The sequence below is a fragment of the Roseovarius sp. genome, from assembly GCF_027019125.1.
GTDB lineage: Bacteria > Pseudomonadota > Alphaproteobacteria > Rhodobacterales > Rhodobacteraceae > Roseovarius.
Map to the genome: position 1 here is coordinate 1 of NZ_JALUXE010000034.1, position 16,794 is coordinate 16,794.

Below are 16,794 nucleotides of genomic sequence, written 5' to 3' on the forward strand. Positions count from 1 at the left end.
CCTCGGGATCCGCCCCAGAGAGCGTGAAATCATCCGTGTGGCACAGGCCCGTCGCCTTGATCTCAACCAGAACCTCGCCCGCCTTCGGGCCCTCCAGGTTCACCTCCATGATCTCCATCGGCTTGCCCGCCTCAACAGCAACCGCCGCTCGTGTGCGCATGATCTGTCCTTTCCTTGAAAATTTGCGGCAGTCTTGCGCCATGTTGCGCGGTGATTCAATATCGAGAGCGTCACGCGACCCCCAGACTGCGGCAAGAGAGGCGAAAACATGAAGAAAATCCTTGGCACCGCCCTGATGATCGGGGCGCTGACGGGTTGTATCGGCCCGCAGGACACATCCCCCGAAGAGACCGCCTGCGGCGCGGCGCAGATGCAGGCGCTGATCGGCACGCCGGTCGCGGCGCAGGATTTCAGCGGGCACGCTGCGGTGCGCATCCTGCCGCCGGGGTCGATGGTGACGATGGATTACCGCCCCGACCGGCTGAATGTCGAACATGACACAGACGGGGTGATCACGCGGATCGCCTGCGGGTGAGGGGGCACCACGTCGAAATTCGATGTGACAGCTTTGATCAGCGCGGTGCGGCGGTGTCGGCTATCCCCCGCGCGGAACAAGGCGCGGCACGCGCCGCCGCGCGGATCGCTGGGCCGTCCCGCGGCCTAGCGATTTGGAGAGGGAGCGCTATGCTGTGGGATCACACGAACTTTGCGGGCATAAAGTGCAAGACGGTGCCGCTGCTTCGCTAGTCCCCGGCCCAGCAATCCGCGCTGCTGCTGACTCGACTCCGCCCAGCCCCCGCTCTATTTGTTATAGAACAAATAGAGAACAAACCCCGCCATGCCCACCCGCCGTATCCTGTCGATCTGGTTTCCCCGGCTCGGGGCCGAGCGCCTGCTGCGGCGGGTGACGGACCCGGACGCGCGGCTCTTTGCCGTGGTCAGTGCCGAGGCGCAGGATCAGGTGCTGACCTCTGTGTCGCGGCGCGCCGAGGCGCTGGGGCTCAGGCCGGGGCAACCGCTACGGACGGCGCAGGCGCTCTGCCCCGATCTCATCACCCGGCCACAGAACCGCGCCGCAGAGGCGGCCTTTCTGGCGGCGCTGGGGCGGTGGGCGGGGCGGTTCTCGCCCTTGGTGGGGGTCGAGGGCACGGCAGGCCTGCTTCTGGATGTCACCGGCTGCGCGCATCTCTTTGGCGGCGAGGCCGGGCTGATCGCCACCCTGCGCGCCGAGGCGGGGGATCTGGGGCTGAGCCTGCGCTGCGGGCTGGCCGATACGGTGGGGGGGGCCTGGGCATTGGCGCGCTATGCCGGGCAAGGGGTGGCCGCGCACCGTTCCGGCGATGCCATCGACCAAGAGGCCCGCGCCACCCGGTCGCGCGCCGTCAAGCGGCGGCATTGGGAGCGGGGCGGCGCGGCGCCTGCGGTGACCGTCACGGCAGAGGCCGCCGAGATCGCCCCGCCCGGGCATCTGCCCGCGATGCTGGCCCCCCTGCCGGTGGCGGCGCTGCGCCTGCCGCCCGCGCTGGTGGCGGATCTGGCGCGGCTCGGGCTGCGGCGGATCGGCGAGCTGGCGGCGCAACCGCGCGCCAGCCTTGGCCGCCGCTTTGGCCCCGAGGTGATGTTGCGGCTGGATCAGGCGCTGGGCCATGTGCCGGAACCGATGTCGCCCTCTGCCCCAGCCCCCCGCTTTGCCACCCGGCTGAGCCTGCCCGAGCCGATCGGGCTGCGGGGCGATATGGACGCCGCACTCTGCCGCCTGACCGAACGGCTCTGCCAGCTCTTGCAGGGCAAGGGACAGGGCGCGCGGCACCTGCGGCTGGAGGCGTATCGCGCCGATGGCGGGCTGCAGGCCGTCGAGGTGCGGCTGGCGCGCGCGGTGGACCAGCCCGAGGCGATGCGCCCACTTCTGGACATGCAGCTTGACGGGATCGACGCCGGGTTCGGCATCGACATGCTGCGGCTCGAAGCGGTTGTGACCGCGCGGATGGAAACCCGGCAGGGCGAGAGCGGCCTGGGCCGGGCGCGGGGGACCGGGGCGCAAGAGGCGGCGCTGGCCGATCTGATCACCCGGCTGGGCGGGCGCATCGGGCTGGAGGCGATCACCCGCCGCCATCCCGCCGAGAGCCATATCCCGGAGAAATCCGCGCTGACCCTTGCGGCGGCCTGGTCAGACCCCGCCCGCGGCCCCTGGCCCGTGCCCGAGACACGCCGCCCGTTGCTGATCTGGCCGCCAGAGCCCGTGATGCGGCCCGAACCGGGAGAGGCCACGCTGCCCTTTCGCTGGCGCGGGCGGGCGCATGAGGTGGTGGGTGCCATCGGGCCAGAGCGGATTGCGCCGGAGTGGTGGCTGGAGGACCCGGAGTGGCGCAGCGGGGTGCGCGATTACTGGCAGGTGGTGACGACGCGCGGCGAGCGGCTCTGGCTTTTTCGCGCCCATGGCGGGCAAATCTCGGGCGGGTGGTTCTGTCAGGGGCGCTTTGCCTGAGGATGCACGGAAAGCGCTTGATTTGCCGCAGGATTGGCGCAACTCTGGAACTATGGATTTGCAAAGCCTTGGCCCGCTTGCGGGCGCGCATCCCTCGGCCCCACAAGTGGCGTTCCAGCGCAGCGAACTGGGCGTGATCCTGTCGCTCTATGGGCGGATGGTCGCAGCGGGGGAATGGCGCGATTACGGCATATCCTGCCTGCGCGAGGTGGCGGTCTTTTCAGTCTTTCGGCGCACGGCAGAGCATCCGCTCTACCGGATCGAAAAACGGCCCAAATTGCAGGGCAAACAGGGGCAATATGCGGTGATCGGCATGGATGGCCAGGTGCTCAAGCGCGGCCATGACCTGCGCACCGTGCTGCGGGTGCTCGAGCGCAAGCTGATCCGCGCCGTCGAATAGAGCAGAGCCGGGGCAAGGCATAAGGCCCTGCCCCAACTCGCGCCGGGCCAATCACGCCTCGTAATAGGCATACATCTGTTCGAGCGCATCCAGCCCGGGGGCTTGGGGCGCTTGGGGCAGGTTGGCGGGGGTCTCGGGCGTGTAATAGACCGCGACCCAATCGGGTGTGATCGGCGCCGGCGCTGGATCGGGGGCGGCGGGGGTTTTAACCGGGTAAGCCATGGGTTTATCTCCATATTTCCATGACACCTAGATAGTCTTCTGCGCTGCGGCATAAACCGCCAAGGACGCAGTCTCGCCATGCGCCCGGTGCAAGGCACGACCCTCACCCGATCAGCATGTCCCCGGCCAGACCGAGCGTGAACCCAAAGACCGCACCGAGGGGCGGCAGCCAACTGCGGCGGGCATGGGCCGCAGGCGCGATATCCTGAAAGATCAGGTAGAGAATACCACCCGCCGCAAACATCATGATCCCCCCAAGCACCTGAGGCATTTGCGACAGGAAGGAAAAGCCAAGACCCGCGCAGACCGGGCCAAGCAGGGCCAGTCCGGCAAAGAGCAAGACGATCCGATAGCCCCGGACCGCCCCGCCGCGCCGGATGTCACGAAAGGCGGCAAAGCCCTCGGGCAGGTTCTGCAGGAAAATCAGCCCCGCCAACAGCACGGCGCGGTCGGCCTGCGCCGTGAGCATGGCGCCGATGGCCATGGCCTCGGGCAGGAAATCGAGCAGCATCGCCATGAGTTGCGCGCCGCGCCCGCCCCGCGACTCGAGCGCGCGGTCAATCGCAAAGAACGCCACCCCGCCCGCCGCAAAGGCCGAGAGCGCGACCGGGGCGGAGAGCGTGTCGCGCGCGTGCGGCACAAGCACCAGTGCGATGGCCGCCAAGAGCGCGCCACCGCCAAAGGCCACGATGGTATGGGTCGCCGTCGCGGGCAGCCGCCGACAGGTTGCAGAGAGCGCGAGCGCCGCCCCGAGGGGCATGGCCGCGCCCGCGATCAGGGCCAAGAGCAGCGCGGACCATAATCCTTCGCCTGCCATGACCCCTGCCCGCTTACACGTGCCGCTCGACCATCATCTTCTTGATTTCGGCGATGGCCTTGGCGGGGTTGAGACCCTTGGGGCAGGTCTTGGTGCAGTTCATGATCGTGTGGCAACGATACAGTTTGAACGGGTCTTCCAGATCATCCAGACGCTCGCCCGTGGCCTCGTCGCGGCTGTCGATGATCCAGCGATAGGCATGCAGAAGAGCGGCCGGTCCAAGGTATTTGTCGCCATTCCACCAATAGGACGGGCAAGAGGTAGAGCACGACGCGCACATCACACATTCATAAAGCCCGTCGAGTTTCTCGCGGTCCTCGATGCTCTGCCGCCACTCTTTCGCGGGGCGGTTGGTCTTGGTCTCGAGCCAGGGCATGATGCTGGCGTGCTGCGCGTAGAAATGGGTGAGGTCGGGGATCAGATCCTTGACCACCGGCATATGCGGCAGCGGGTAGATTTTCACATCGCCCTTGATCTCGTCCATGCCATAGATGCATGCCAGCGTGTTGATCCCGTCGATATTCATCGCACAAGAGCCGCAAATCCCCTCGCGGCAAGAGCGGCGGAAGGTGAGCGTGGGATCAATCTCGTTCTTGATCTTGATCAGCGCGTCCAGAACCATCGGGCCGCAGGTGTCCATATCCACGAAATAGGTGTCCACGCGCGGGTTTTTGCCATCGTCGGGGTTCCAGCGGTAAATCTGGAACTTGCGCACATTCTTGGCACCCTCGGGCTTGGGCCATGTCTTGCCCGTGGTCATGCGCGAATTCTTGGGGAGTGTGAGTTGAACCATCTTGCTACTCCTTGTCAGCCGCCCAAGAGGGTCAGGCTATTTTGGGCAATACATTGCACGGCCTCGGGGCGCTGTGCGATTGCGATCACTTGCTGCGTGGTTTCAGGCGTGACACCGGCCACGCTGGCGCTTGCGATCTGAATGATCTCTCCGGCAGAGGCGGCATCAATCACGCAATCGGTGATCGGGGCGGCGTTGAGGCCGGGAAACCGCTGTGCGACGACCGTGTTGACCACGCTCTTGGCCCGCTCGCGCGCGAGGGTGTCGGCGACCTGATTGGTCGCGTCACAGGCACCCAGCGTCGCAAGCGCAAGACAGGCCAAGAGGATCCGCATCAGAACGTCCGTTCCTTTGGTGCGATCTTCTTGAGGCTGATGCCACCCTTGTCCTCGGTTGTCAGAGGATCGGTGATGATCGGGCGATAGCTCAGATCGACGGAATTGCCCTCGACCCGCGCAATCGTGTGAACGCGCCAGTTTTCATCGTCGCGGGTGCTGAAATCCTCGTGCGCATGCGCGCCGCGGCTTTCCTTGCGGGCTTCGGCCCCAAAGATCGTGGCCAGCGCATTGGGCATGAGATTGGTCAGCTCCAGCGTTTCCATCAGGTCGCTGTTCCACACAAGGCTACGGTCCGTGACCTTGAGATCACCCATCTTGGCGGCGACGGCCTTCATCTTCTCGACGCCTTCAGCGAGCGATTTCGAGGTACGGAACACGGCGGCATCCGCCTGCATGGTCCTTTGCATCTCGAGCCGCAATTCGGCGGTGGGCACCGCACCTGTGGCATGACGCAGCCCGTCAAAGCGGCTGAGCGCCTTGTCCACCTCGGCCTTGTTGGTGGCGGGCACCGCCGCGTCGCGATCCACGACCTTGCCCGCGCGAATGGCAGCGGCGCGGCCAAAGACCACAAGGTCGATGAGCGAGTTGGAGCCAAGCCGGTTGGCGCCATGCACAGAGGCGCAGCCCGCCTCACCCACAGCCATGAGACCGGGCACGACGGCATGGGGATCGTCCTTGGTGGGATTGACCACCTCACCCCAATAGTTCGTGGGCACACCGCCCATGTTGTAATGCACGGTGGGCAGAACCGGGATCGGTTCCTTGGTCACGTCCACACCCGCAAAGATGCGTGCGGATTCGGAAATGCCGGGCAGGCGCAGATGCAGCGCCTCGGGCGGCAGGTGGCTGAGGTTGAGGTGGATGTGATCGCCATCCGGCCCCACGCCGCGCCCTTCGCGGATTTCCATGGTCATGCAGCGGCTGACATAGTCGCGGGGGGCGAGATCCTTGTAATTGGGCGCATAGCGTTCCATGAAACGCTCGCCCTCGGAATTGGTGAGGTATCCCCCCTCGCCGCGCGCGCCCTCGGTGATGAGGCAACCGGCACCGAAAATGCCCGTGGGGTGGAATTGCACGAATTCCATGTCTTGCAGCGGCAGACCGGCGCGCGCCACCATCCCGCCGCCGTCGCCGGTGCAGGTATGGGCGGACGTGGCGCTGAAATAGGCGCGGCCATAGCCGCCCGTGGCCAGCACGACCATCTTGGCGTTAAAGACATGGATGGTGCCATCATCGAGCTTCCAGCAGACGACGCCGGTGCAGGCCCCGTCGGTCATGATCAGATCAATGGCGAAATATTCGATGTAGAATTCGGCCTTCTGCTTGAGGCTCTGACCATAGAGCGTGTGCAGAATGGCATGGCCGGTGCGGTCGGCGGCAGCACAGGTGCGCTGCACGGGCGGGCCTTCGCCGAATTCGGTGGTGTGGCCACCAAACGGGCGCTGATAGATCTTGCCCTCTTCCGTGCGGGAAAACGGCACGCCGTAATGCTCGAGCTCATAGACGGCCTTGGGCGCCTCGCGCGCGAGATATTCCATCGCGTCGGTATCGCCCAGCCAGTCCGAGCCCTTGACCGTGTCATACATATGCCACTGCCAGCTATCCGGGCCCATGTTGCCAAGGCTTGCGGCGATGCCGCCCTGTGCGGCGACAGTGTGCGAGCGGGTCGGGAAAACCTTGGTCACACAGGCCGTACGCAGGCCCTGTTCGGCCATGCCGAGCGTGGCCCGCAGCCCCGCTCCGCCCGCGCCCACAACCACGACGTCATAATCATGCGTCTCGTATTCATAAGCAGCCATTTGTTCAGGTCCTCAAAGCGCGATCTTGGCGAGGGCGAAAAGCCCGGTGGCGATCAGCCCGTAACACAGAACGGTCACGGCAATAATCAGGCCGCGGCGTGTGCTGCCGTGGCTGTAATCCTCGATCATCGTCTGCGCGCCGCTGGCAAAGTGCCGAAGGCCGAAGAAGATCACGAGGCCGGTGAGAATGGCCATCCCCGGATGCGAAAACGCGGCCAGCACCTCGGCGCGGTCGCCGCCCAAGGCGCGACCAAAGGCCACCAGAAACACCGGGATGATCAAGGCAAGGCCGACGCCCGACAGTTTCATGTACCAGAAATGCTCGGTCCCGGTGCCAGCAGCGCCTTTGCCCTCGGCGCGTTTGCGTGCGGTCAGATATCGCATGATGCTCTCCTCAGACCAGAAGCAGGGTAATGACGGTCAAAACGACCGAACCGATGATGCAGCCCCAGCCGAGTTTCTCGGCGGTGGGAATATCCATCCCCTTGCCCGCGTCAAAATACAGGTGCCGCAAACCGGCAAGGTAGTGATACCACACCGCCCAGACCGAAAGCGACAGGACCAGATCGCCGAACCAGGAGGTGACGACCGCATCGGCCATTGCGAAATAGGCGTCAGAGGTCGAGGCCGCCAAGAGCCACCACACGATCAATAGCGCCGCCACGATCAGCGCATTGCCGGTGATCCGGGTCAGGATCGAGGTGATCGAGGTCAGTTGCGGGCGGTAGATTTGCAGGTGCGGCGAAAGCGGGCGTTCAACCGGTTTGGTTTCAGCCATGGAGCAACTCCTTTGCAGATGGCGGGCGGCGCGACAGCCGTCTTTTGCTGGGTTTCTTGTTATACTTTTTCTCAGGCATGTCACCTGCCCGACGCGTCAAAACCCCGGTTTTGGGTCAATTGGCCGCAAAAATCTTGCGTTTGTGATCACGAAAATAATCGTGTGATCACAAATAAGGTTAATGGGAATCAGGTTTTCCGGGTGGGTTTGCCTGAGTCTCTGGATGAAACTCTCAAAAGTCGAACAGAGTCGCCGGACCGATCCGGATTTTTGTGATCACAAAAACCAACCAGACATGAAAAAGCCCGGGGCGTTTCCGACCCGGGCCAATTCCGTGACATATGGCTGCTTAGTGCAGCTTGGCTTCGACATCCGCGATGGCGGCGTCAATCAGCGCGTTGCCATCAGCGGCGGTCATCTGCTTGGCGATCACATCGCGTGCCGCAGCGACAGCCACAACAACAGCCTGATCGCGAACGTCGCGGATGGCGCGCGCTTCGGCGCTGGCGATCTGCTCTTCGGCGGCCTGCATACGGCGGGCAATCGAAGCCTTGATCTCGTCCTTGGCCTCTTCGGCGGCGGCGTTGGCCTCTTCCTTGGCCTGCGCCACGATACGGTCAGCCTGCGCCTGCACATCCTTCTGCTTGCGCTCATAGCTGGCAAGCAGGGTCTGCGCCTCTTCACGCAGCGCGCGCGCCTCGTCGAGTTCGGCCTTGATATTGTCGGCCCGCTCGTCGAGCTTCTTGCCCAAGAGCGCGGGCACCTTGACGTAAACCAGGAAGCCGACAAAGAGCAGGAACGCGACCAGAACAACGAAATTCGTATTGGCGAGCGAGAAGAACGGACCCGAAGCCGCCAGCGCGGGGCTGGCGATAAGGGCGGCGACCATGGTCAGAAGCGTCTTTTGCATGGCGGTTATCCCTTCATCCGATCGGCAACAGCGGCCGTGACGGCTTTGTCGTCGGCCTTGCCACCCATGACGGCAACGATTTCGGCTGCGGCCGCGACGGCCACTTCCTTGACGCTGTCCATGGCATTGGCGCGGATATCGGCAATCTTCTTTTCGCCTTCTGCCGTGCGGGCGGCAATCTCGGCATCCGCCTTGGCGGTGGCGGCGTCCAGCTCGGCCTTGATCTCGGCCTTGGCCTGACCGACGATGGTCTGCGCCTCGGCACGGGCATCGGCCAGCGCCTTGAGATAGGCCTGTTCGGCCTCGACCGCCTTGGCCTTGAGGTCCTCGGCAGCGGCGAGGTCGTTTGTGATGGCTCCCTTACGCTCTGCCAACACGGCCGCGATGCGCGGCAGCGCGATGCGTGACAGGACAAAGTAAATCACGACCAGCGTGACGAGGAGCCAGAAAATCTGGTTGCCAAAGGTCGAAAAATCCAGCTGGGGCAGGCCCGGCGTGGATGCGGCGTGACCAGCGGCGTCATGCGTTTCGCTTGCCATGTCGTCCTCCTAGGGAAAGTTCCGTGTCACCGAGGGGTGGCAGTGCGCCACCCCCCAGCCGTAAGGATCAGCTACCCGAGAGACTTAGACAGCGAACATCAGCAGAAGCGCGACGAGGAACGAGAAGATCCCCAGAGCTTCTGCAAAGGCGATGCCGATGAACAGCGTCGCGGTCTGGCCAGCAGCGGCCGACGGGTTGCGCAGCGCACCTGCGAGGAAGTTGCCGGCAACGTTGCCCACACCCATCGCAGCCCCGCCCATGCCCATGCAGGCCAGGCCAGCGCCGATATATGCACCCATTTGAACGATATCGCCTTCCATAGTGATGTCTCCTTACGTTGGAATTGGCATTGGTCGGTTGGTCGTGAGGCGGGCGAACCCGCCGTCGTTTCGTAGGGTGGGTGAAACCCACCGCCTCCTGTCAGTGGCTCGGATGCAGCGCATCCTTGAGATAGACACAGGTCAGGATGGTAAAGACGTAGGCCTGAATGAAGGCCACCAGCACCTCGAGCGCATAGATGGTCGAGATGGCAAGGATCGAAAGCGGCGTCACCACGATGCCGATCCCCGTCGAGATCAGGATCATCGGCGCGAAGGCCGCGAACACTTTGACCACGGCGTGACCGGCCATCATGTTACCGGCAAGACGGATCGAGTGGCTGACGGGGCGCACGAAGTAGGAAATCACCTCGATCAGCGCCAGCACCGGGCGCAGCGCCAGCGGTGCGGAGCTGACCCAGAAGAGACCGAGAAAGCCAACCCCATGCTTGACAAAGCCAACGATGGTCACGGTCAGGAACACCATCACGGCCATCACCGCCGTCACCGCGATATGGCTCGTGGTGGTAAAGGCCATCGGCAGAAGGCCGAGGAAGTTGGCAAACAGGATGAACAGAAACAGCGTCATGATATAGGGGAAGAACACCAGCGCGTCCTTGCCCGCGACATCCTCGACCATCTTGCGGACGAAATCATAAAGAAGCTCGGCGACCGATTGCGTGCGCGTCGGGATCGTTGCCCGGCGCGAGGTGCCCATGACCAGAAGCGCGATGATCGCCAGAACCGTCAGCGCCATCCAAAGCGTGACATTGGTCAGGGTAAAGACGCCCACGGCACCGTCGCCAAAGAGCGGCTTGACCATGAACTGATCCATCGGGTGGAAAACCAGACCGGGTTCCCCGGCACCGTGCGCTTCAGTCGCCATTCTTTGCCCTCTCATCCCCGCCTTGCGCGGGCTTGTCCATGCCTTGCTGGATCTCGGCGGCGCTGCGCATCATCGTCTTGACGCCCGCGGCCACCCCCAGCAACGTGAAGATGACAAGGAACACCGGCATCGTCCCCAAGAGGATATCAAGCCCGTATCCCATGCCGAAACCGATCAAAAGACCGGCCACCAGCTCGATCACCATCCGCCAGGCCATCTGGGCCTGGGAATAATGCTCTTCCTGATGAGGCTTGGGCGCGTCCTTCGCCTTGAGCCTTGCGATCTTCGCTTCCAGCTCTGCCAGTTGCGCGCGCTGCTCGGGATCGGTCACGAAAGCCCCCTCAGAATGTTGCGCTTGTGCTAGGGCCTGAGCGCGCCTGAGTCAAGCACCCCAAGGGCATGGGCAGAGCTGACGTAAGCCACTGTTTTATTGAGTATTTTACCCAAGAAGAAACAGGGCGGCCATTCTGCCGCAACCGTCCCGGGGCCGCGTGACGGCGGTTTGGCATATTCAACCGATTGGTTGAGTTTTCAACGCACGACCAGAACCGAGACCTTGGCATGAGCCGCGATATAGCCGCCATGCGAGGCAAAGATATGCTCGAGAAAGCCGGGCACGTGGCTGGCCACCACCACGAGATCCGCACCGGTCTGCTCGATCGCGCGCATCAGCGCCGATGTGGTTTCGACCTCGGGATCATGGCTGATAATCGGCTCGGCGTCGACCGTGACGGCATATTTGTCGCGCAGTTCATCGGCAAACCGATGAAGGGTCTGCGTGAACTCGTCCGCGTTATGGCCAAGCTCGTTGGGCAGCTCTCCGCCCACGCCCACCACTATGATGCGGGCACCGTGGCGTTTGGCGATATCCCCCGCCACGTCGAGCGCCTTGGCCAATGTGTCCTTGTGGAGCAGATCGACCGGAACCAGGATTGTCGAGAACATGGTCTTTCCTTTCGTGTTTCCGTTTCGCGTCTGCCCAGACTATCAGCGGACGCGCGCCGCCACCTTGTCACAGATCAAGGCCGATTTCAGCCCTTGCGCCATGGATCAGCCGTTGACGCAGGGCGTACGCTTGGGCTTATGAAGGGCATGCACACTACGCCCGCCCTCGATATGGTCTTTGCCGCCCTCGCCGATCCCACCCGGCGCGCGATCCTGTCGATGCTGCTCGAAGATGACATGGCGGTGACGGATGTGGCCGAACCCTTCGAGATGAGCCTGGCCGCGATTTCCAAGCATCTGGTCATCCTGGGCCGCGCCGGGCTGATCACGCAGGAACGCCGCGGGCGCGTGACCTGGTGCAAGCTCGAGCCGGATGCGCTGCGCGATGCCTCGATCTGGATGCAGGGCTTTGGTCAGTTCGAGGCGATCAACCTGGATGCGTTCGAGCGGTTTCTCAAGACGGAATTGCCGGATGAGGGCTGATACCTGCCCTCTGCCTGACGCGCGGATTGAACGGGTGGCGGATGCGATCCTGATACCGCCGACCGCCGGGGACGAGCTGAGCTGTGGGGCGCTTGGCCCGGATGGCAGGCCGCTGCCCATGGCGCGCACGCTCTTGTCGGGGGCGCGCTTCACGACCGATCCGGCTCCGCCCACGGCAGCGCCGGCGCATTTGCCGGGCAGGTGGCTCTTTGCCGGGGTGGGGCGGCATCACTTCGGGCATTTCCTGTTGGAGGCGACGCCGCGCCTCTGGGCGCTGGACCATCTTGCAGACCCGGTCGCGGGCATCGTCCTGTTGCCCCTGCCGGGACGCGACATCGCCGCTATTCTGCGCCGTCGTCTTGGCCCGCTGATGGCGCAACTGGGCCAGAACCTGCCCATTCGATTGATCGAGCATCCGACGCGCGTGGATGAGCTGGTGCTCCCCTCTCAGGGGTTCGGTCATCTGCACTGGGGCCATGGCACGCCCGAGGCCCGCGCCTATATGCGCCGCCACCTCTGCGCCGGGCCACCGCCAGACGGGCCCGGGCGCATCTATATCTCGCGGCGGCGGCTCAAGGATCCGGACAAGCAGGTGCCGCGTGAGCGCCTGCTGGAGCGCTGGACCGCCAAGGCGGGCTATGCCGTGGTGCATCCCGAGCGCTTGACGATTCCCGAACAGATCTCTGTCTATCGCGCCGCCAAGGTCATTCTTGGCCCCGATGGATCGGCCTTTCATCTGGCCGCTTTCGTGATGCCCCCCGGCGCCAGGGTCGGTCTTATCCAGCGCCGCACGCGGCGGGATGTATTCGACGCCATCGCGCGGCAGATCACCGGCTTTTCCGATGTGAACCTCACCACTTTTGACGCCCTGTCGGATTTTGCACCCACCGCCGAGGATGGCCCGCGGCCGCCGCAAATGCTGGGCCTGCGCGTCGATCTTCAGGCGGCAGGTTTCATCTGAGGCAGGCTCTCATCCTTGAGCAGCAGCACCAGCGCCACCACGGTCAGCCCGACCCCCATCAAGACGATCACCGGCGGCAGCGGATGCCCCAGCGCGGCCTGCCAGAGCGTGACCCAGGTGGGCGTGAGATAGGTATAGGCCATCACCTTGGCACTGGGCAGGTTGAGGCTGGCGTATTGCAGGCACACAAAGGTCATCGCCGTGGCAAAGACCGCCGTATAGACGATGGTGATCCAGACAATCGCAGGCAGGCTCGCCCAATCGGTTGCACGAATATCGCCCCAGCCCGCCGCGGTGATCAGAAACGCCGCGCCCAGCATGGTGCCAAAGGAAAACACCACGGGCCGTTCGCCCCGGTTGAGACGGCGCACCAGCGGCGTGTAGATCGCGTGCGCCGCACAGCCGAAGAAATAGATCGCCTCGCCCCGCCCGACCTCGAAGGCCACCAGCGCCGACACATCCGCGCGAAAGATCACCCAGAGCGCGCCCATCGCCCCGACGCCCAGCGCCAGCGCCATGCGTGGCGTGGTGATCTGGCGCAACAGGACATAGCCCGCAATGCCGGACATGATCGGCGTGAGGGTAAAGACCGCCGCCGCCGACACCGGCGCTGCGGTCTTGAGACCCTCGAACATCATCACGAAGTAAAGACCCATCGTGCCACCAAGCAGCAGGTAGCGCCAGGGCGATGCCCATGTGCTGCGCGGGATACCCCGGCCCAGCATCGCGCCACAGCCAAGGATCACGGCAGCCAGCAGGAACCGCGGCGCGTTGAGCGCGGCGGGCGCAATATGCTGCGCAGCCATCGAGCCCAGCGCAAAGGACCCCGCCACAAGCCCGGAAAAACAGAGCATCGCCAGATGCCCCTTGAGCGCCGGGGTCATGCCGGCGCTCATGCCACTGGCCATGCTGCCGCGCGTTCCTTGAGATGGGTCAAGAACGCCTGCACCTTGGTGGTGCGGTGCAGGTCCATATGCGTGACCAGCCAGAGGGGCGCGGCCCATTCCGGTCGGGGCGGCATCACCTGAATGAGACCCTGCATCTCAGCCGCCTGCAGGACCGAGGTGAATCCGATCCCCGCCCCGGCCAGAATGGCGTTGCGCTGCGCATGAACATCGCCCGAGCGAAAGACGATGGCCTCGCCGGGCACATTCTCTTGCAGCCAGCGCAGGAACGGCGCGCGGGTCTTGGGGTCATCGGCCCCGATGAACCGGTGCCTGGCCAGATCCTCGGGCCCCTTGGGCAGGCCGTGGCGTGCCACATAGCCCTCGCTCGCATAAAGGGTGAATTGCTGCTGAAAGAAGGGCTGCACCACGTTGTCGGGCTGATCGGGCACCGAGCCTGCCCGGATCGCCACATGCGCCTCGCCATATTCCAGCCGAAACAGGCGGTCCCCGGTCAGATAGCGCACCACCAGCGCCGGGTATGCCTCTTGAAACGCGGCGAGCACCGGCACGAGCAGATGGCTCAGACCGCCGACCGAGGTCACGACCAGCTCGCCCGACACATCATTGCCCTGCCCCTTGATCCGCCCGGCCAACTGGTTGAACTGATCATCCGTCGCCTGCGCCACCCGGAGCAGGTCTTCGCCCGCCTCGGTGGGCGTATAGCCCCGCGCATGCCGCTGAAACAGCCTGACGCCCAACCGTTCTTCCAGCGCGTCGATATGGCGGATGACGGTGGCATGATGCACGCCCAGCACCTCTGCCGCGCCACTCACGGTGCCGATCCGCGCCACGTTATAGGCGGTGCGCACCTCGTCCCAATTCTCCATCATATCCATCACCCCGCCCGGCCGCCTCAATGCCGCGCAACTATGCTGCGGCGGCGCGGCGGTTGCAATCACCCGCAATGCGCGTAGCATGGCGAAACCCGCGCCCGGAACAGAACCCCGATGAAAGTCACGCAGAACAGCCCGGATTTGCTGATCCTCGAAGAGATGCCATGGTTCATCGCGATCATGCTCAGCCTCTTTACCCTCGCATTCGCGGCGATCGGGCTCTTGGTCCTGTCGCAGACGCTGGTGGGGGGGCTGGTGTTCCTGTTCGTCGGCGGCGGCTTGGGGATCGCGGGCATCGGGGTCTTTGTCGAGCGGTTGCAACTCATCCTTGATGCGGGCACGGGCCGTGTCACCCTGCGCTCCCGCACCATCTTTCGCCACCGCGAAACGGTCTTTGACCTCTCGGACCTGATCCGCGCCACCGGCGAGAGCACGCTGTCGGGCGGCGATACCAGCACCGATCCGTCGCGTGTACGCCGCCGCGTGCATCGCCCCACGCTCGTGCTGCGCGACGGGGCGGGCGGCCCCCCGCTCTTGCACCCGATCACCGAGATCTATGACAGCAGCCGTTCTTCGGCGCGGGCGGTGCGCGCGATCAACCAATGGCTCGCCGAGCTGCGCGGCTCCGACCCCACGCTTGACTCCGCGCCACCCGCGCGCTAAACGCCCCCCAATCCCCGGAGGCCGATGCTTCCGGTCCCGGCCCTGCGTCGGGATCGCCCCCCGTCAGCGCGTTGCGCCCACGGGGGCGTTTATCGTTTGAACCGTTGCCCCTATGTTGGGGTGACATGTCAGCAACCGGCAGAGGAGCCTGAGCGATGTTTGAAAATCTATCCGAACGCCTCTCCGGTGTCTTTGACCGGCTGACCAAGCAGGGCGCGCTTTCCGAAGAGGATGTGAAGACCGCCCTGCGCGAAGTGCGCGTGGCGCTTCTCGAGGCCGACGTTTCGCTGCCCGTCGCGCGCGATTTCATCAAGACGGTTGAGAGCCGCGCCACCGGGCAGGCCGTCACCAAATCCGTGACCCCCGGCCAACAGGTCGTCAAGATCGTGCATGACGCACTGGTCGAGACCCTGCGCGGCGCGGGCGATCCCGGCGCGCTCAAGATCGACAACCCGCCTGCGCCAATCCTCATGGTCGGCCTGCAAGGCTCGGGTAAAACCACCACCACCGCCAAACTCGCCAAGCGGCTCAAGGACCGCGAGGGCAAGCGCGTGCTCATGGCGTCGCTCGACACCAACCGCCCGGCGGCCATGGAACAGCTTGCGATCCTGGGCAAACAGATCGGGGTCGATACCCTGCCCATCGTCAAGGGCGAAGACCCGGTCGCCATCGCCAAACGCGCCAAGACCCAAGCGGCGCTTGGCGGCTATGACGTCTACATGCTCGACACCGCAGGCCGGTTGCACATCGACGCGGAACTCATCGCGCAGGCGGCGGCGGTGCGCGATGTGGCGCAACCGCGCGAGACGCTGCTGGTGGTCGATGGCCTGACCGGTCAGGACGCGGTCAATGTCGCCACAGAGTTTGACGACAAGATCGGCGTGACCGGCGTGGTCCTGACCCGGATGGATGGCGATGGGCGTGGCGGTGCCGCCCTCTCGATGCGCGCGATCACCGGCAAGCCCATTCGCTTTGTCGGTCTCGGCGAAAAGATGGACGCCATCGAAACCTTCGAGCCAGAGCGTATCGCGGGCCGTATCCTCGGCATGGGCGATATCGTGGCGCTGGTGGAAAAGGCGCAGGAAACCATCGAGGCGGCCGAGGCCGAAAAGATGATGCGCCGCATGGCCAAGGGTCAGTTCAACATGAACGACCTCAAAGGCCAGCTGGAGCAGATGCAGAAGATGGGCGGCATGCAGGGCCTCATGGGCATGATGCCCGGCATGGGCAAGATGGCCAAACAGGTCGAGGATGCCGGCTTCGACGACAAGATGCTGACCCGCCAGATCGCCATGATCCAGTCGATGACCAAGAAAGAGCGCGCCAATCCCGCGCTGCTTCAGGCCAGCCGCAAAAAGCGCATCGCCGCCGGGTCGGGCATGGAGGTGTCCGACCTCAACAAGCTGCTCAAGATGCACCGCCAGATGGCGGACATGATGAAGAAAATGGGCAAGATGGGCAAAGGCGGCATGCTGAAACAGGCCATGAAGGGCATGTTCGGCAAGGGTGGCATGCCCGACATGAACGACCCGCAGGCGATGGAAGAGGCGGCCAAGGCCCTCGGCGGCAAGCTGTCCGGTGGCCTGGGCGGCAAATTGCCGGGGCTTGGCGGCGGCATGGGCCTGCCCCCCGGCCTCTCGGGCTTTGGCAAGAAGAAGTGACCATGGCTTCTTCTTG

General features: G+C 64.5%; 22 protein-coding genes and 1 pseudogene. 7 read left to right on the forward strand and 16 right to left on the reverse strand.

Annotated elements, in window-relative coordinates:
- Positions 1-160 (reverse strand): annotated as a pseudogene (locus tag MVC20_RS16335) (S-(hydroxymethyl)glutathione dehydrogenase); the annotation flags it as partial.
- 108 nt (positions 161-268) lie between these two features.
- Here MVC20_RS16335 and MVC20_RS16340 point away from each other — a divergent pair.
- The 3 genes from MVC20_RS16340 (at position 269) to MVC20_RS16350 (ending at position 2,885) form a co-directional block, all read left to right on the forward strand.
- Positions 269-535 (forward strand): I78 family peptidase inhibitor, encoded by a 267-nt coding sequence (locus tag MVC20_RS16340; protein ID WP_297543317.1) that lies wholly within the window; start codon positions 269-271, stop codon positions 533-535.
- Positions 536-838: 303 nt separating this feature from the next.
- Positions 839-2,485 carry a DNA polymerase Y family protein gene (locus tag MVC20_RS16345; RefSeq protein WP_297543319.1) on the forward strand — a complete coding sequence of 549 codons (1,647 nt, stop codon included), beginning with the start codon at positions 839-841 and terminating at the stop codon, positions 2,483-2,485.
- Positions 2,486-2,537: 52 nt separating this feature from the next.
- A complete protein-coding gene (locus tag MVC20_RS16350) occupies positions 2,538-2,885 on the forward strand; it encodes a DUF2794 domain-containing protein (RefSeq protein WP_297543321.1) in 348 nt (115 codons plus the stop codon).
- A gap of 51 nt (positions 2,886-2,936) precedes the next feature.
- Here MVC20_RS16350 and MVC20_RS16355 read toward each other — a convergent pair whose 3' ends face one another.
- From MVC20_RS16355 to MVC20_RS16415, 13 genes are all read right to left on the reverse strand, one after another.
- Entirely contained in the window at positions 2,937-3,107 is a 171-nt protein-coding gene (locus MVC20_RS16355) for a hypothetical protein (RefSeq protein WP_297543323.1), read from the reverse strand.
- Positions 3,108-3,210: 103 nt separating this feature from the next.
- On the reverse strand, positions 3,211-3,924 hold the full coding sequence (locus MVC20_RS16360; protein ID WP_297543325.1) for a divalent cation transporter: 714 nt from the start codon (positions 3,922-3,924) through the stop codon (positions 3,211-3,213).
- Positions 3,925-3,937: 13 nt separating this feature from the next.
- Positions 3,938-4,717 (reverse strand): succinate dehydrogenase iron-sulfur subunit, encoded by a 780-nt coding sequence (locus tag MVC20_RS16365; protein ID WP_297543327.1) that lies wholly within the window; start codon positions 4,715-4,717, stop codon positions 3,938-3,940.
- 14 nt (positions 4,718-4,731) lie between these two features.
- Positions 4,732-5,052 carry a hypothetical protein gene (locus tag MVC20_RS16370; protein ID WP_037270289.1) on the reverse strand — a complete coding sequence of 107 codons (321 nt, stop codon included), beginning with the start codon at positions 5,050-5,052 and terminating at the stop codon, positions 4,732-4,734.
- Positions 5,052-6,854: a succinate dehydrogenase flavoprotein subunit gene (sdhA, locus tag MVC20_RS16375; protein WP_297543330.1), complete on the reverse strand. Its 1,803-nt coding sequence runs from the start codon at positions 6,852-6,854 to the stop codon at positions 5,052-5,054. Before sdhA ends, MVC20_RS16370 begins: the two co-directional genes overlap by 1 nt.
- Before the next feature lie 12 nt (positions 6,855-6,866).
- A complete protein-coding gene (sdhD, locus tag MVC20_RS16380; RefSeq protein ID WP_297543332.1) occupies positions 6,867-7,238 on the reverse strand; it encodes a succinate dehydrogenase, hydrophobic membrane anchor protein in 372 nt (123 codons plus the stop codon).
- A gap of 10 nt (positions 7,239-7,248) precedes the next feature.
- Complete coding sequence (gene sdhC, locus MVC20_RS16385; RefSeq protein ID WP_297543333.1) at positions 7,249-7,632, reverse strand: succinate dehydrogenase, cytochrome b556 subunit; 384 nt, start codon at positions 7,630-7,632, stop codon at positions 7,249-7,251.
- Between the two features lie 349 nt (positions 7,633-7,981).
- Positions 7,982-8,542 carry a F0F1 ATP synthase subunit B gene (locus tag MVC20_RS16390; RefSeq protein ID WP_297543334.1) on the reverse strand — a complete coding sequence of 187 codons (561 nt, stop codon included), beginning with the start codon at positions 8,540-8,542 and terminating at the stop codon, positions 7,982-7,984.
- A 5-nt stretch (positions 8,543-8,547) separates the two neighbouring features.
- Positions 8,548-9,081: a F0F1 ATP synthase subunit B' gene (locus MVC20_RS16395; protein WP_297543336.1), complete on the reverse strand. Its 534-nt coding sequence runs from the start codon at positions 9,079-9,081 to the stop codon at positions 8,548-8,550.
- An 84-nt stretch (positions 9,082-9,165) separates the two neighbouring features.
- A complete protein-coding gene (locus MVC20_RS16400) occupies positions 9,166-9,402 on the reverse strand; it encodes a F0F1 ATP synthase subunit C (RefSeq protein WP_008279665.1) in 237 nt (78 codons plus the stop codon).
- A 100-nt stretch (positions 9,403-9,502) separates the two neighbouring features.
- On the reverse strand, positions 9,503-10,285 hold the full coding sequence (locus MVC20_RS16405; RefSeq protein WP_297543339.1) for a F0F1 ATP synthase subunit A: 783 nt from the start codon (positions 10,283-10,285) through the stop codon (positions 9,503-9,505).
- Positions 10,275-10,616: an AtpZ/AtpI family protein gene (locus MVC20_RS16410; protein ID WP_297543341.1), complete on the reverse strand. Its 342-nt coding sequence runs from the start codon at positions 10,614-10,616 to the stop codon at positions 10,275-10,277. Before MVC20_RS16410 ends, MVC20_RS16405 begins: the two co-directional genes overlap by 11 nt.
- Positions 10,617-10,816: 200 nt before the next feature.
- Positions 10,817-11,230 carry a universal stress protein gene (locus MVC20_RS16415; protein ID WP_297543343.1) on the reverse strand — a complete coding sequence of 138 codons (414 nt, stop codon included), beginning with the start codon at positions 11,228-11,230 and terminating at the stop codon, positions 10,817-10,819.
- A 147-nt stretch (positions 11,231-11,377) separates the two neighbouring features.
- On the opposite strand from MVC20_RS16415, the gene MVC20_RS16420 reads away from it, so the two are divergent.
- A complete protein-coding gene (locus tag MVC20_RS16420; RefSeq protein WP_297543345.1) occupies positions 11,378-11,713 on the forward strand; it encodes a metalloregulator ArsR/SmtB family transcription factor in 336 nt (111 codons plus the stop codon).
- The gene (locus tag MVC20_RS16425; protein WP_297543347.1) at positions 11,703-12,674 is read left to right on the forward strand and encodes a glycosyltransferase family 61 protein; all 972 of its coding nucleotides are present in this window, start codon (positions 11,703-11,705) and stop codon (positions 12,672-12,674) included. The genes MVC20_RS16420 and MVC20_RS16425 overlap by 11 nt, the downstream gene beginning before the upstream one ends.
- Here MVC20_RS16425 and MVC20_RS16430 read toward each other — a convergent pair.
- Both MVC20_RS16430 and MVC20_RS16435 read right to left on the reverse strand, forming a co-directional pair.
- A complete protein-coding gene (locus tag MVC20_RS16430; RefSeq protein ID WP_297544218.1) occupies positions 12,653-13,558 on the reverse strand; it encodes a DMT family transporter in 906 nt (301 codons plus the stop codon). The genes MVC20_RS16425 and MVC20_RS16430 overlap by 22 nt on opposite strands.
- 8 nt (positions 13,559-13,566) lie before the next feature.
- Positions 13,567-14,448 (reverse strand): LysR family transcriptional regulator, encoded by an 882-nt coding sequence (locus tag MVC20_RS16435; protein ID WP_297544220.1) that lies wholly within the window; start codon positions 14,446-14,448, stop codon positions 13,567-13,569.
- A gap of 120 nt (positions 14,449-14,568) precedes the next feature.
- On the opposite strand from MVC20_RS16435, the gene MVC20_RS16440 reads away from it, so the two are divergent.
- Complete coding sequence (locus MVC20_RS16440) at positions 14,569-15,117, forward strand: hypothetical protein (RefSeq protein ID WP_297543349.1); 549 nt, start codon at positions 14,569-14,571, stop codon at positions 15,115-15,117.
- A 155-nt stretch (positions 15,118-15,272) separates the two neighbouring features.
- Positions 15,273-16,778: a signal recognition particle protein gene (ffh, locus tag MVC20_RS16445; protein WP_297543351.1), complete on the forward strand. Its 1,506-nt coding sequence runs from the start codon at positions 15,273-15,275 to the stop codon at positions 16,776-16,778.
- Positions 16,779-16,794: the final 16 nt, after the last annotated feature.

What these genes read in the sequence shown, in the direction of transcription:
- MVC20_RS16400 (WP_008279665.1), bottom strand. Translation starts at nt 9,402, where the DNA reads ATGGAAGGCGATATCGTTCAAATGGGTGCATATATCGGCGCTGGCCTG.
- MVC20_RS16430 (WP_297544218.1), bottom strand. Translation starts at nt 13,558, where the DNA reads ATGACCCCGGCGCTCAAGGGGCATCTGGCGATGCTCTGTTTTTCCGGG.
- sdhA (WP_297543330.1), bottom strand. Translation starts at nt 6,854, where the DNA reads ATGGCTGCTTATGAATACGAGACGCATGATTATGACGTCGTGGTTGTG.
- MVC20_RS16420 (WP_297543345.1), top strand. Translation starts at nt 11,378, where the DNA reads ATGCACACTACGCCCGCCCTCGATATGGTCTTTGCCGCCCTCGCCGAT.
- sdhD (WP_297543332.1), bottom strand. Translation starts at nt 7,238, where the DNA reads ATGCGATATCTGACCGCACGCAAACGCGCCGAGGGCAAAGGCGCTGCT.
- MVC20_RS16440 (WP_297543349.1), top strand. Translation starts at nt 14,569, where the DNA reads ATGAAAGTCACGCAGAACAGCCCGGATTTGCTGATCCTCGAAGAGATG.
- MVC20_RS16390 (WP_297543334.1), bottom strand. Translation starts at nt 8,542, where the DNA reads ATGCAAAAGACGCTTCTGACCATGGTCGCCGCCCTTATCGCCAGCCCC.
- MVC20_RS16395 (WP_297543336.1), bottom strand. Translation starts at nt 9,081, where the DNA reads ATGGCAAGCGAAACGCATGACGCCGCTGGTCACGCCGCATCCACGCCG.
- MVC20_RS16435 (WP_297544220.1), bottom strand. Translation starts at nt 14,448, where the DNA reads ATGGAGAATTGGGACGAGGTGCGCACCGCCTATAACGTGGCGCGGATC.
- MVC20_RS16365 (WP_297543327.1), bottom strand. Translation starts at nt 4,717, where the DNA reads ATGGTTCAACTCACACTCCCCAAGAATTCGCGCATGACCACGGGCAAG.
- MVC20_RS16415 (WP_297543343.1), bottom strand. Translation starts at nt 11,230, where the DNA reads ATGTTCTCGACAATCCTGGTTCCGGTCGATCTGCTCCACAAGGACACA.
- MVC20_RS16355 (WP_297543323.1), bottom strand. Translation starts at nt 3,107, where the DNA reads ATGGCTTACCCGGTTAAAACCCCCGCCGCCCCCGATCCAGCGCCGGCG.
- MVC20_RS16340 (WP_297543317.1), top strand. Translation starts at nt 269, where the DNA reads ATGAAGAAAATCCTTGGCACCGCCCTGATGATCGGGGCGCTGACGGGT.
- ffh (WP_297543351.1), top strand. Translation starts at nt 15,273, where the DNA reads ATGTTTGAAAATCTATCCGAACGCCTCTCCGGTGTCTTTGACCGGCTG.
- MVC20_RS16360 (WP_297543325.1), bottom strand. Translation starts at nt 3,924, where the DNA reads ATGGCAGGCGAAGGATTATGGTCCGCGCTGCTCTTGGCCCTGATCGCG.
- MVC20_RS16425 (WP_297543347.1), top strand. Translation starts at nt 11,703, where the DNA reads ATGAGGGCTGATACCTGCCCTCTGCCTGACGCGCGGATTGAACGGGTG.
- MVC20_RS16350 (WP_297543321.1), top strand. Translation starts at nt 2,538, where the DNA reads ATGGATTTGCAAAGCCTTGGCCCGCTTGCGGGCGCGCATCCCTCGGCC.
- MVC20_RS16405 (WP_297543339.1), bottom strand. Translation starts at nt 10,285, where the DNA reads ATGGCGACTGAAGCGCACGGTGCCGGGGAACCCGGTCTGGTTTTCCAC.
- sdhC (WP_297543333.1), bottom strand. Translation starts at nt 7,632, where the DNA reads ATGGCTGAAACCAAACCGGTTGAACGCCCGCTTTCGCCGCACCTGCAA.
- MVC20_RS16370 (WP_037270289.1), bottom strand. Translation starts at nt 5,052, where the DNA reads ATGCGGATCCTCTTGGCCTGTCTTGCGCTTGCGACGCTGGGTGCCTGT.
- MVC20_RS16345 (WP_297543319.1), top strand. Translation starts at nt 839, where the DNA reads ATGCCCACCCGCCGTATCCTGTCGATCTGGTTTCCCCGGCTCGGGGCC.